Origin of the sequence: Streptococcus thermophilus (genome assembly GCF_010120595.1) — a bacterium.
Lineage (GTDB): Bacteria > Bacillota > Bacilli > Lactobacillales > Streptococcaceae > Streptococcus > Streptococcus thermophilus.
This window is the reverse complement of sequence record NZ_CP038020.1, coordinates 1325924-1339710: the sequence shown is the minus strand read 5'-3', so window position 1 is coordinate 1339710 and position 13787 is coordinate 1325924. Positions and strand designations below refer to the sequence as shown.

Genomic DNA, 13787 nt, shown 5'->3' with positions numbered 1-13787 from the left:
TCAATCACTCCTTTCCTTTGCAGCAGCAACCTGGTTCACCAACTTTTCTTTTATGGCATCGACAAACTCACGTGGGTTAATCTTACCCTCACCAATTTGAGAGAGAAACAACTCCCATCCTCCTGTCGTTTCAGGACTAGCAAATTCATTATCATAAAGGTAATGAATCAAGAGATAGGCTTTATTTGTTGGGAATAGCTGACCTGTCTTTTTATCTTTGGTCACATAACCTCTATCCTGAATTGTTTTTAGCATAGCAGCTCTGGTTGCCTGCGTGCCTAATCCATACTTTGGCAAAATCTCACCAATCAGTTGACTCTCAGTAATTCTCTTAGGAGGCTTAGTCACTCCTTCTACAATGATTGTTTTAGTCTCAATCTGATCTCCTACACGGTAATCAGGTAACTCAACATCTGCTTTTAATTTTTGCTGACTATAAGCGGCCCACCCCAAGTCAATCATTTGTCGTCCAGTCGTTTTGAAAACTAATTCTTGATTTTCCACTTCAACCGTTGTCGTTAAATAACGACAATCTGCTGCAAACATCAGAAGAGTTCTGCGAACAACTGCTTCATAGATTAACCGCTCATCTGGCTTCAAAGTCACTAGGTTAGGAATGTTTTCAGTTGGTATAAGAGCATAGTGACTTGTTTTCGCTACTTTTTCTGGATTGACATAATTTTCCCTAGGATCTAAATTCACTGCCTCAAAAGAGCAATTTACAACCTCTTGATAGCTCTTCAAATAGTTTTTCAAGTAGTCAAACTCATCTTCCGTGATAAAGCGAGTATCGGTTCTAGGATAAGAGAGATATTTTTTTAGATAGAGACCTTCAATCAAACTTTCTGTTTTAGAAGAATCAAATCCCCACTGTTTAGCCGCTATCCCTTGAATATCCGATAAATTAAATAATGAGGGTGCTGCTCTTTGATTTTCTTCTGTTTCAACTGAAGAAATGGTAGAGACAGATTGAAGTTGTCTTGAAGTTGATAAGACAATATCACTATCAGAATATTTCTCTTTATTTGAAAAAGTAATTCCTAAATCTTTATCCTCTAAACGAAGTTTCCAATAAGTTTCTGGTCTGAAGTTTTGAATAGCCAATTCATTCTCACAGATTAAACGTACTCCTGGTGTTTGAACACGGCCAACGGATAAGCTATTGCCTTTTCCTTTAGAAAGACGGCCTTTATTTTGTAATTCCAAGGTGACTAGAGGTGATAGGTTCATGCCGACCAACCAATCCGATTGTGCACGTGCCTCAGCTTCCAGATAGTAGTTATAAGTCTCTAGCGGTTCCCTTAGATTTTGAAAGGCTTTTTGTAGTGCTCTTGTTGTCAATGAATTGACCCATAAGCGCTTGGTGACTTTTTTCTTTCCATCAGGAATATGAGACAGAATTGAGTAAGCAATTCGCTCTCCTTCACGGTCTGAATCCGTACCTATAATGACTTGATCAGCTGATGTCACTTCCTGGTAAATCTGTTTGAAGATATCTTTAGAAGTTTTATCTTGTTTCAAGGTTTGCTTAAAAGAAACGTCAATCAGTGGCAACTTGGTTAAATCCCAATTATCTTCTGGTAATCCGTATTCAAATAAGTGCCCTTCAGCAGCAATAATGTGAACTTCATCTGAAAAATAAGGGGTTTGTTTAACAATGTGTACTTTACCTTTTTTACTAGCTGAACCAAGGCTTTCCGCATACGCAGCAGCCTGATTTTCTTTTTCAGCTAGAATAACTGTTACCATATTTTCTCTCCTTTCCTGTAGTAATTTCATCATAAGGGATAATGACAATTCTTGCGTTAAGCGGACAAAGTATCGGATAGGTATGCCAACTCAAAAAAAGTTATATAACTTTTTGTGCCATTTTATGTACAACAAAAGGTACCCTCAGATGAGAGTACCTTGCAAATGTGTGATACCAGAATTATTCAGACTCAGAAAGCTCAGACAGAACTTCAGATAAGGATTCTACTGTTACAACTTCCCACGGTCTTACAGGTTCATTTGGTAAAACATAATCAAAAATCTTCCCTTCTTTTCTGACCACACTAACCTCATCCCCTTTAACATAACCATTATCTACAGCCTGCTTCAATTCATCATAATGTAACATACTTTCCACCTCCTTACTTAATTATTCGTAAAGAAATTTTTAAATACAGCAGGAAATTTCAAAAGTGTTAAACACAGCACAAAAATACCCTCAGCAATTGCTAAGGGTATCTGATACATAGGGAATCTTTTCCCTGATTAGATTACCGACTAGGCCCTTTGGTTGGAGCTTTAGGAAAATTTGGCGCTTGTCCTCTATTTTTTCCTACTTGATGTGGTTTGGTATGAGATTCAACTTTCTTCAACATTTTAGAAACAGTTTTATGAACTCGTTTCAACGAATCAGCTAGTTGTTTATCATCTAAAGCTTTGAGATTATTTGTCCAACCTGCCATATAGTCAATAGCTTTTTCAGAAGTATCTAGCCCAAAATGTTTTGAAAGCAGATGACTTGTCATCTCAGCTTCTAGTTCTTTTTGCTCTAAAGGAACATTTTCTTTATACTGCTCGGTCATTTTAGGATTATGCAGCGTTGCATGGGCTAACTCATGTATGGTAGTTGCAATTTTTTCTCCAGGTGTGTTATCTGGATTGATTAAAATAATCTGTTCATCTGGGAAAAAGGCACCTTTGGCATTTCCTAAAACATGAGCTTCATCTTTCATCATCTTAACACCAATACTATCAGCATAGTCACACAAGCCCTCAAGTACCTCTTTAGTCTTCACCTTATCCACGTTGAAATTATAGTGGCGGTTTGGCATCGCCTTAGGATAACTTTCTGGTTTAAGTGTTGTTTGTGATAGCTCAAAAACCTTATAGGTTGTAAAGCGTGGGTATCCTGTTTTGGGATCCCTTTCTTGGAATTGACGTACAGGAAGTTTGCCGTCTTTCACAAGAGCTTTTTCTTGTGGCGTAGCATCAGACAATTTTTTGTACTTTGGATTGCCTTTATCATTTTTTAGCTGTTGGCCATGTTCATCTAGAACTGGAATCATCTTAGCCATAACTGGTCTAAAAAGAGTAATTTTAGACTTCTCGCCTGTTTTAACTGACAGTCCTTGGTGTACTATTTCTTTCGTTTCACCAGTCCTCTTGTTAGTGTACGTCGCTTTTGTCTGGATAACATCGTCTGGTTTAATACCTAAAGTTTCTCCCATAGATCGCCACTGATCATAGGTTGCAACAGCATTAGCACCGCTCCACTGCTCATGAATTAAGGCAACGTTTCTAGGAGATAGCTGTGGGAATTTACTCATGAAATCCATATACTCCATTAAATCTTCAGGTGACTGTGTGTATTCACGAATTTTTTGGAAAGCATGTTCACTGATTTCAAAAGCGGATGCGCTGGTATAATCAAATGGTTCATCAGATGTCACAGGATGCTCCTGCTCATTTTCTCTGACTGGATTTTTAACTGATTCTTCAGCCATAATCTCTTCAAACCTTTGAGCTAAACTAACTTTCATTTCTTGATTAGGAGATTGGAAATGTTCTCTAGGATTATTTGTTTCATCTAAAAGAATGTCTGACATCTTTAAATTCTGCTCATTAGCTTCAGTTGCAATTTCCTGATTCACTTCTTGCTTTTCCAGCTGAGAAAGAATCTTTTCGTCGATGGCTGCTAACTCAGGCTGTCCTTCTAAACGACGATAGCCTAGCCCCAACAAGCGTGAGATAGGTTCCGTTTCATCACCAATATCATAGCGGATATTATCTTTGATTAGTATGCCTCCAGGAGCATACACGTCAAATTTAACTTTAGTAAACGGTACATAATCTGCTTGATTTCCTGTTGCCAAACTTTCTTGATGACTGTCGTATAAGGCTCTATTCTGCTTGTAGAGCTCTTCAGCAAATGTTTGATACTCTACAAGCTCTGTTTCCTTAAATGGAATCTGAGGGCCATCTGGCCATATTTCAGACCATTGAAGACGTACATGGTAAGTTTCATTATAGATACGGTCTTGATGCCACTCTTGATAGAAATGTGACGATTTATCAACTAGCTCCTGCTGGTCAGCTGCTGCAATCACAGCAGTAAAGTTTCCATCATGACCATCAGAAAGTTCATAGTAATGCTCCCATGCAGCTTTTGACTCTTCAGGTAGTTCTGTTCCCAGTTGTCTAGGATCTCCTACATTATATGCAGCATCTAACACCTGTGTGAAAAGTTCAGCTGAGATAGTATCGCTTTGAACAATTTCTTGACTCTGTTCAAGAGCCTCTTCATATTGCTTATTTTCTAAAATTGATAACATTTCTTGACCACCATCTTTGATAAACTCTTCATTGATTGACAGTTGATCAATTTGCCCATCTCTTTCTCTATAAACACCCAAAATAATGTTTTCGTCAGCTGATTGTGCTAACTGATTTTTTAATCCTGTACGTAGCTTCATCAAACTAGCAGGAAAAGTAGTATTATCAACAGTCCTAAGTGCCAAAATAATATCTTCATCCCCAGATTTAATGGCTTTATCCAAATCTAAAGAATGAAGTTTTGGAACTTCAGACAGATCACCAAAATAAAATGAATCTGATTCTACAATTGCTGGCAATTCAGGCAAGACTTTTAACTTATCAAACGCTGCACCTTTATTTGCTAAGAGAATTGTGTCAAAAGCACCATTACCATTAGCAAAATCTTCCAATGTTTGCTCTGCTGACTGACCTTCCTTATATGGAAAAACTCCTGTTAAGTGCTGAAATTTATCTTTATCAAATAACACTTGAAGTGTCTGTATAGAATCATTTTGTTGATAAAAGTAGTATATTTTACTATCTGCTAATTCATTCAGATACCAATTCGCAGCTTGTTGTAGCGTAGGAGCATAACGATTCAATTTCACTAAATCCTTGCTACTAATAGCATGATAATGGCGCTTATTAATTGACTGACCATCCTCATTTATGCTAAAATGTAATAAAGGCTGAGGCTGAGTTTGGCTTGGTGACAAGTCATTCAAAGGTTGCGATACGTTCGCTTCAGGTAGAGGTGCTGCCTCCTGATTTTCAGGAAAATCCCCGATTGTACCCTCAGCATTTTTTTGTTGTCCAAAAATACTATCCGTCTCTTGAACATTATCAAGGGACTTTTCTTTTTGTTCTAAATCAACTGAAGATAAGGAATCAGCATCCTGATGATCAATATAGCTGATTAAATCAAACTTATCACTACTCAATAATTGTTTTAATTGAGAACTATCTACTTCTTCATTGATCATACGATCAATAAGACCATCTACCTGTTCCTGGCTAAGCTGTATGCCTGCAATAGAGACGGAATAGGTACCAGGTATCTCGTTAAAATCTGTATGACCTAGCTCGTTTGCCATCATTTCTAAATCTGTATGATTAAAGAGGTCATTAAAATCTAACGTATCAATCTGTTCTTGATTATTGTAGAGCTTTACTTCTATTCCAGAATCTTGATTACTTTCTACAGAAACTGTACTGAACGAAATATCAGAATCAATTTGTTTAGCATACTCTAAATATTCTTCTGGAATGACTCTATTCAAACGTTCAGATAGTGGTGCAAATTCATATCCTACATCGTAAATACATTCTTTGACCAAGGTATTCCCTTGTTCGTCTCTAATCGCAAACCAAGTCCCCTTGGAATGATCAAAGTGCATCCTTGGATAAAGACCATCCTCTGGCTTTCTTTTATAGTCCTCATTGTTAGCAGCATACAAATCTTTAACGAAAGAAACATACGGTACAATGTCACCTGATGAATATTTTTCTGAAATTGTTGGATTATTTGAGGTCTCAAATACAATATCTAATCCAGGACTTTGGTTCATTCTAGCATCTTTTTGATTAACTGATAGACCATGCTTCCCAATAATTGTCTCCAGTTCCTTATCATAGTTAGCAAGCACTTTATCCCAAATTCCAGGAAGTTCTGCCTGTAATTTTTTCAGAAACTCAACTTGTTCTACTTCTGAAAACTCCTGATTAGATAGATAGTCACGAATGCCGTTCTCGTCTAACGCATGCCCTTCAAGAGAGAGATAGCCTGTTGCACCATCGTTGATTGACTCTTCAACGTAGAGTTTGGCACCAGCAATTTGATACTGTTCCTCTCCAAGATTATGATGGAATTCTTCTAAAACAGCATCGTCAACTTCAAGACTCTTCAGTTCTTCATCATGCCATAAATAAAATCCTGTATCGTCTTTGGTGATATCTAAAATGAGGTCATTAACCTGTTCTCGGTAATCAACCATAGGCCGTTCAGAGATAGTTTCGCTATTTTTAACTTCCTCAACCCACGCTTTTAATCTCTTGAGAGTATCATTCCAGTCTGCCTTTTCGCCTGGAATACGTTCAGGAGGCAAGTCTTCTATGACAACAGCCCCTTTTTCATGCAGTGAACTGATAAAGTTTCGTCCTCCTTCATCGTTATCTACTGCAAGAGTGATCCAGTTTGCATGTTTTCCATCTGTAAAGAAATTATTGTCAATAGCTGTCTGTAATCCTTCTGCTAATTGATCATGAGTCCAACGCAGCGGACGACCTGAAATATCTGCCTGAAGCTGCGCTAAATGCCTTCCTACCACAGATTCTTTCAAGCCGTCCATCGATATTAATCTGACATCTTGTAGTTTTTCTCTATTCAATTCATAGTAAGACATCAAATCAATAGCACTTTCTGCAAAGATAAGGCGATTAGGTTGCCCAATGTCAACGTGCATACCAGTAATACCATCTGAATTTCTGACAATATTCTTAGCATATCCACGTTCTGGCCATTTCTCCCAATTTTCTTCAATACCTTGCAGCGTAGCCCCTACAATTTCACCTGAGAAATCAAATGACTTAAAAACAACTACTGGCTCAATACTGCCATTAACCTTAGCATTAGCTTGGGCAAGGACTCCCTTTTCTAAGAAAAAATCAATCGTTTCATCAGAAAGGCCACGTTGTTCTTTTAGATAGTTTCTGGCAGCTTCAAATGGCTGCTCATAAGGCTGCAAATAGTAGCTGAATGGATCTTGTACTCGTTCTACATGAGTAAATTCTTTAAAGGTACCATCATTGAGAAAGTCAATTGCTTGATTAAAGTTGACTTCTCTCATAGTTTGAACCAAAGCAATAACATCACCGCCTTGATGACGTGAAAACCAATTCCACATGTTTTTTTCAGGTGAAATCACCATCGAATCATGCTCTTTCCAGCGATAATCTCGGCCTGATTGAACCAATTCCATACTAAGTTCATTAGCAACATCTAAAATATCACGAGACCTGGCATGTTCTACTCTCTCACGACGGCTTTTTCCACGTGGAGATGGTTGTTGTGTGTGTTCTTCTGCCATAAAAACTCCTTTCATTCACTAGAAACACTCATATGTCGGCTGATAAGCTGCTATTTCAGGAACAATAAAAATCTCTCTCGGTAATTGAACTAGCTCTCCAACCGAAAAATTTTCAAACTGCTCTGCATTGTCTTGAAAATCAAGTTCTAATTCCAAATCACCATTTTTTCCTTGTCCGGAAAAAAGAATTTTCTTTTGAGTATCATCAATGGCCCTAACCAACCATTCAGCTTCAAAATCAAATTCCTCTTCTGAGACACCTGGGAAATGTAACATTCTTTTTCACCTCCTTTTCTACAGTTACTTTTAGTGTAAGAGATAATGGATTTTTTTACGTTAAGCGGACAACTCGTAGGAGTTTTCATCAAAAAAAAGCCATTGATAGCTTATCAATGACTTATTAGCGTTGAGCTTGTCTGCGTTCCTCTTGCTCCTCACGTTCATCGCTTCGTGCACGTTCCATCAGTGCTTTTTTACTTGCTTGTTGTGACCGTTTAAGAGAAGCTGTTAGTTGTCTCATAAAGTCGGTATTGATTCTACCACTTCCCTGTGACTGTTGCATTTGGGCTTTTTTGATGACTTTGCGCTCTTGTAATTGCTCAGAAACAGCTTGAGTAATCTGACTTTGATTCTCTTCATTTGGCTGTAATTTAGCATACAAACGCTTTAACTCTGTAAAACCTTGTGCATTAGCGATTTTCATCTCTTTGATAGCTGATTCATCAGATAATTGATCCATCTGTTGATTTCTCGTGTTGATTTGATATTTCAACTGAAAAATAGAGATGTGAGTTTGAAGTTCCTCAACATAAGCCTCTTTTGAGGTTGTCACCCCTTTCAGAAGCGTTAAAATCCCATCATCTTGAAGTTGATTGACAAACCCTATCTCAGATCTCAGCTGCCTAATAGGGAGCTGTATCGTGCCCGCAGTAGCTTTATTGATAGGTAATGCAACACTATCCTCAAATTGACCTTTTAACCGCTGCTTAAGCAACTGCTCATCTTCAGATAACTTATAGTTAGGAGTGAGTTGTAACTGTATAGCTTGCAACTCCTGAGTTATTGATTGTTTCTTGAAATCCACAAATGGTTGATCAGAAGCTAGTGGCTGGATCTGTTCAAGTAGTTTTTGGCGAACTTGCAGCTCCTTCTGACTAGCTTCTAACATACTGAGTTTCAGCGCATAACGATAAGTACCTAATTCACGACGTTCTTTCTCTGTAGGGTTAGGCTTTAACTTAGCAGCATCCACCAACTCTTTTAATTCATTTGATGACAATAAGGATAAGTCTTTTAGTGTCAAGGTTTTCATCTGAATATTTTCTGTTAGCTGGCTAATGTCATAAACATAATCTAGGACAAACTCTGGCTGACCAATTCCCTTACCATCCGTATCGTAAGCTTCATAGACTGGCTTTATAATTTCAAGTGGTTGTTCTCTAGGTTTCACAAAATAACCTAACTTCTGCCAAGCTTTCTGACTTTTTACTACACTTGCTTTAGGTAGTTGTTCCAAAATTTTTTTCTGATTCAAAACAGAAAAGTTCTTCAAATTTTTTTCCAGCTGAACGACCTGAATTTGTGGCGCTGCCTCTCTGAACGATCGTAAGATATTATTAGCTAAACGCTCCCTTAAATCCATCACACGACGTGCTAAATGATGTTCTAAATCATATCCTTTGGATTCAGCCAATGTCCGAATTGTTTGTCCATCAACCTTTCGGATTTTTTCATAGACTTGATTTTTTTCAGCCGAATAGACCCCAGCGTAGGTCTTTAGCAATTCCCTAGTCTCTTGAAGAAATTCTTGATAGGCAACACTCCCCTCATTTTGCAAGTAGGAATCTAAATAACGATCAAGAAAAAACTTACTAACCGCAAAATCTCTGGCATTAGATCCATAACGCCACCTCTTGTTTAGCGGCAAGTGATTATAGGCCTGTTCCAAAAAATTTTTTTCAGCTGAAGAGGTGATTTTGTCTTCCTGGTAAACTGAAGTCATTAAGTCAGTTTTTAAGTTAGCAAGAACCTGCTCTTTTCTGATAAGGTTTGATCGTGTTTCTTCTTTCAGAAGTCCATGATAGATACCACTCTTAAAACGGTTGATTGTTTTCTGGGAAAAATTTCCTTTGTACTCCATACGTCCACGAGGCCGATAGAAAATTTTGTCACGATTAGATTCAACCTCAGACAGTCCAAAATGAATATGAATATTATCTGTATTCAGATGGATATTCCCCCACCAAAAAGCAGAATCAGAAAGCCCCTCTTTTTGGATAAGTGTTGGCATCATGTCACGCATAACTGCCTTAATTGCCTTTTGATCCACTTGACCAGTAGCCACATCATACAGACCTTGTTCCGCTAGAAAAGCATTATCAAATGAAATAACACCCTGCCAAAGTAGAGATCCATTCTTATAGGCTGTTTCCAGTTGATTTTTTAACTCTGTTAACCGCTGCTTTTGAAGGTAGTCTGCTTCTTGAGTAAAGACCGCAGTCAATTCTTCAGACTGTTCTTCTGTAGCATAGGAGCGATTCATATAATCAATATATTCTCTAAAATTCAACTGTGTTTCAGGGACAGCTTCTTGAATACGAATCATCTCATCTTCAGTCAATCCTTCTATCATTTGTCGGCTCGTTTCTAAAGATAACTCATCATCAATTTTGACAGCTTCATCACGATTAGTATAATCCACATATTGAGCATTTGCTTCTGTATATTGGATCATAAATGTGATGCCAGGACTTTTTTGTTCACTCACCACTGTCTCCTTTCATTTATTGATTAGTGAGAATGTTTAATCGTTTGTCCTCGACTAACATCTTCTTTGATAAGATCTTCAATACGTGCAATTAGTTCATTTTGTTGTGGATCAAAGTGGGAATGAATAGACTCTAAATCTTGAATATCAAAATCATTTCCTTTTGTGATAGCATGGAAATTAGTTAATTCCAAATAGAGCAATTGATCCATCTGGTGCCTAATTGATTTTAAGAGTTTTTGTTCATCCGAAGTGCCCAAATTTTTTTCCAGCCGAGACAGTCTTTCGGAAAATGGTTGTCTTTCTCCTGTTTCCAAAAAGAGTTTATGAAAGGCATGAATCACTTTAACTACTGTCGCTGAGTTGTTAGGACTTTGACGATTCAGACTTCCTCCCATTTCTTCTTCTAAATAACTTTTGATTTCAGTAAACTTCTGTAATGTCTCTTCGTTAAAATAGACGTTGATTCTTCTAGTCATTGCTTCTCCTTACCCTGATTTTTTTGTAGTTCCTGTCAGATAGTTAATGTCATATCCTGATTGAACATTAAAGATATAAACATCAAACGACACTGTTTCATCTTCTACACTCTGTGCTTCCATACGAATACCACGAGCAACTAATTCTACATTTTTAAAAATAGGCGTTACTCGATAACGAACGTGATGGTCTGTCTCTCTTATATAATTTGCGACTAAATTTTCATAGTAAACCATTGACGATTTTTCATCATCAAAGTTTGCATTAAGGGCACGTGTTCCTGTAAATAGATTTTTTACATTAGCATTCTCACCACTTAGTTGAAATCCAATCAAGTGTGACCGATTATACAAATAATCTTGTTTTCCATTAAACAGGATTTTTTTATTCTTCCATCCAGTCGGTTTTACGGATGAAATATCTTCACGTTCATTTGTTGGCATCAACTCTTGGCCCAACATTGCTTCAGCAACCCCAACACGATTCAAGAAATCTAGGTTACTGTATTTTTCCCATGAACCATTTTCTAGACTCAACTCTTCATCAGTAAATTGTGCTTTATCACTCACCACAATAACCTGATGTTTCCCATCAAACACCTTACCTTTCAATTCTTCATTTTGTGTCTGGTGAGCATTGCCTAAATCACCATTTTTTTCTTCAGGTGAATCCGAAATATTCAACTGACTAGCCAGATCATTTTGAGTAAATGCACTTTTTAGAGATTGAAAATTTTGTGGCTGCACTAACAATATGACAATAAATAAAATACTGACTAATAAAAATTTGTTCTTTTTCATGAGCGCCTTCCTGCCTCTCTTTCAGCAGCAAGCGCATCAACATCATCCATAAATCGCAACCAGTCTGTTGTCAACTCTTCAACAATTTCTTGCTTGGCACTGTAAGCTAATAACTTGATTTCATTTTTTAGTAACAGTTCCAATATCTGTGACTGTTGTTTTTTAATATCTGCCAGAGTTTCCGCAAACTTATTATCATATAAATCCAGTCCTCTATTTTCGACAATCCGTTGCAGTTGAGCAAGCATGAATTCATTAAAAGACGGATACTCATATTCTTCCGAAATCATATGTAACTGCGTAAATACTTTTTCAGGAACGTTACGGATAATAAAATTTTTAGTCACTACTTTCTACCTCTCCTTCATACTCAAGCCATCTCGAAATATGATCTGCATAGCGTGCCATTTTCGTTTCAAAGTCAGATAATAGATTTGTCTGTTTTTGAGTCAATACTAAAACATGATCTGATGTCAATTTCATATTTTCTAAATACGCAAGATAGTTCGATTCAACTAAATTGAATTGACCTTTTTCAATTTTTTCACGACACATGGCTAGTAAAAATTCATTAAATGATTTTGCTTTAGTTTCTCTTGCAAGAGCTTTTAAGTAATCTATCTCTTGAATAGATAGCCCTCGAATTTTTAATTCTGTTTTTTTCGATACCATACAGTTATGCTACTCTCCTTTCAAAAATAAAGCGCCCTTCTTTTTTCTTTTGACGAGGCAAAAGCTAAAAGAAGCAAAAAAGAAAACCTCGACCTCGCAACGTCACGAACCAAACTGGTTCTACTTTTGCGGTTTTTCCACACACAAACGCACACTACTGCGGCTAATGCCTTCTAGGGTGTGTTGTGTTAGAAAAGAGCATAAGGGAAACTGATATCACGTGCCGTGATATGTTGATAGTATCAACGTTTCCTGTGTCCCCAATTTTCTCGGCTACGCCTACTTACACACACATAGGTTACACACCTAAACACACTGTATCTTCCAATATACACACCTAGACACACCGTAACAGCCACAAACACACACAGTATTCAACTGTCAAAATGTGGTGACTATTCAGCTGGAAAGGTAGTAAGTTAAACTATTTTATTCTCCTTCTTCTCGCTCTTTTTTAGCAGCCTCACGTCTTGCTTTTTCATCTTCTTTAATAATTGCAAGCTCTGTTTTTAAATCATCAAGAATTGATTCATAGGACTGATTCTTGTCCTTTTTCAATTGAATCTGAACGTAAATTTTACCAATTTGTTTTTGAAAATTTTCTTCCAAAAGCTTCCGTTCATTTTCTAAAGAAGCAACTTTTTTCTTTGCTTCCTCTAGTTCCAAATCAATTTTAGTAAGATCTTTTTTTGCCATTTAATAGCCTCCTTCATTTTGATAATTTTAGTATAAGGGATAACAAAATTTCTTGCGTTAAGCGGACAAATCACAGGAAATACAAAAACTCCCTAATTTCAAAATTAGGGAGCTACATATGTTAAACTTTCTTCGGTACGCTTAATTCACCTGTTACAGTAAAAGCTGCTTTTCGGCTGAGTTTGAGTTTAATAAGCTTATGATAAAAGTCTGATTTTCCTTCCAAACTTCCAAAAGGATGAACTGTAAAAATTGGATAATAGATGGTATCATCATCTATAAAAGTACGTTCAGTTTCTTTTTCAAATGGAACTGCTTTATAGCCAATACCTGTTAACACTTCTCTATTCAAAAAGCTCAATTCTACTACTTCTTGATAAGCTGGTTTAATAGCATTTTTGTTAATTCTTTTCATCCGTTTATTAGCATCTTTTTCATCTGCATCAACATAAATGTTTGATTGTGGTGGCAACTCATCTGTTGTTTTTCGGATTCCTAGATACTCTTTGTTAATAACATTTTGGAAGAGATAGTGATTAAACAATATTGGTATAATAAACTTAGCAAGAAGCATAATAACAAGACTGATTGACCAAAAAGTAAGCAAGCGATCGACCATAGATTCTGATAACGTATGCTGACTAACATACTGTATTCCTAACTCAAAAAATAGCAATAATACTAAAGAATAAAATGCAGACTTCATTCTTCTAAACGCTTGTAAAAGAAAGGAATAAAATAAACTTCCCACACCACTTGCTAAGAAAAAAAGCACTAAAATATCCAATGTAATTTTTCGTACTTCCTGAGGTATGTAGTAAGTCAACACACCTGCAAAAGCAGCTGAGAATAGATAAAACTGGCTTTTAGAGATAAAACCAACGAGCCAATTTAAGCCACAAATAAGAGATAATTTAAGACCAATTTTGTTTAATGATTTCCATTTTTGAACGAAGTTTTTCATAAGATTTTTCCTCTTTT

At 36.8% G+C, this 13787-nt stretch carries 11 protein-coding genes; all 11 read right to left on the bottom strand.

The genetic code is table 11. From position 1 onward, the window contains the following. Complete coding sequence (locus E3C75_RS07110; RefSeq protein WP_111679566.1) at positions 1 to 1749, bottom strand: type IA DNA topoisomerase; 1749 nt, start codon at positions 1747 to 1749, stop codon at positions 1 to 3. A 181-nt stretch (positions 1750 to 1930) separates the two neighbouring features. Further along, complete coding sequence (locus tag E3C75_RS07105; protein WP_003045927.1) at positions 1931 to 2119, bottom strand: competence regulator inhibitor paratox; 189 nt, start codon at positions 2117 to 2119, stop codon at positions 1931 to 1933. Between the two features lie 142 nt (positions 2120 to 2261). Continuing rightward, on the bottom strand, positions 2262 to 7391 hold the full coding sequence (locus E3C75_RS07100) for a PBECR4 domain-containing protein (protein WP_133264049.1): 5130 nt from the start codon (positions 7389 to 7391) through the stop codon (positions 2262 to 2264). Between the two features lie 18 nt (positions 7392 to 7409). Next, a complete protein-coding gene (locus E3C75_RS07095) occupies positions 7410 to 7667 on the bottom strand; it encodes a hypothetical protein (protein WP_111679565.1) in 258 nt (85 codons plus the stop codon). A gap of 124 nt (positions 7668 to 7791) precedes the next feature. After that, positions 7792 to 10125 (bottom strand): MobP2 family relaxase, encoded by a 2334-nt coding sequence (gene mobP2, locus E3C75_RS07090; protein ID WP_373368723.1) that lies wholly within the window; start codon positions 10123 to 10125, stop codon positions 7792 to 7794. A 56-nt stretch (positions 10126 to 10181) separates the two neighbouring features. After that, complete coding sequence (locus E3C75_RS07085) at positions 10182 to 10637, bottom strand: hypothetical protein (RefSeq protein WP_050204137.1); 456 nt, start codon at positions 10635 to 10637, stop codon at positions 10182 to 10184. A gap of 9 nt (positions 10638 to 10646) precedes the next feature. After that, positions 10647 to 11438 (bottom strand): DNA/RNA non-specific endonuclease, encoded by a 792-nt coding sequence (locus E3C75_RS07080; protein WP_111679563.1) that lies wholly within the window; start codon positions 11436 to 11438, stop codon positions 10647 to 10649. Continuing rightward, positions 11435 to 11785: a hypothetical protein gene (locus E3C75_RS07075; protein ID WP_111679562.1), complete on the bottom strand. Its 351-nt coding sequence runs from the start codon at positions 11783 to 11785 to the stop codon at positions 11435 to 11437. The genes E3C75_RS07080 and E3C75_RS07075 overlap by 4 nt, the downstream gene beginning before the upstream one ends. Then, a complete protein-coding gene (locus E3C75_RS07070) occupies positions 11778 to 12110 on the bottom strand; it encodes a hypothetical protein (RefSeq protein ID WP_111679561.1) in 333 nt (110 codons plus the stop codon). Before E3C75_RS07070 ends, E3C75_RS07075 begins: the two co-directional genes overlap by 8 nt. A 429-nt stretch (positions 12111 to 12539) precedes the next feature. Beyond that, positions 12540 to 12806, bottom strand: a complete 267-nt coding sequence (locus E3C75_RS07065; protein ID WP_050204143.1) for a hypothetical protein — start codon at positions 12804 to 12806, stop codon at positions 12540 to 12542. Between the two features lie 121 nt (positions 12807 to 12927). Beyond that, positions 12928 to 13770 (bottom strand): hypothetical protein, encoded by an 843-nt coding sequence (locus tag E3C75_RS07060; RefSeq protein WP_111679560.1) that lies wholly within the window; start codon positions 13768 to 13770, stop codon positions 12928 to 12930. Positions 13771 to 13787: the final 17 nt, after the last annotated feature.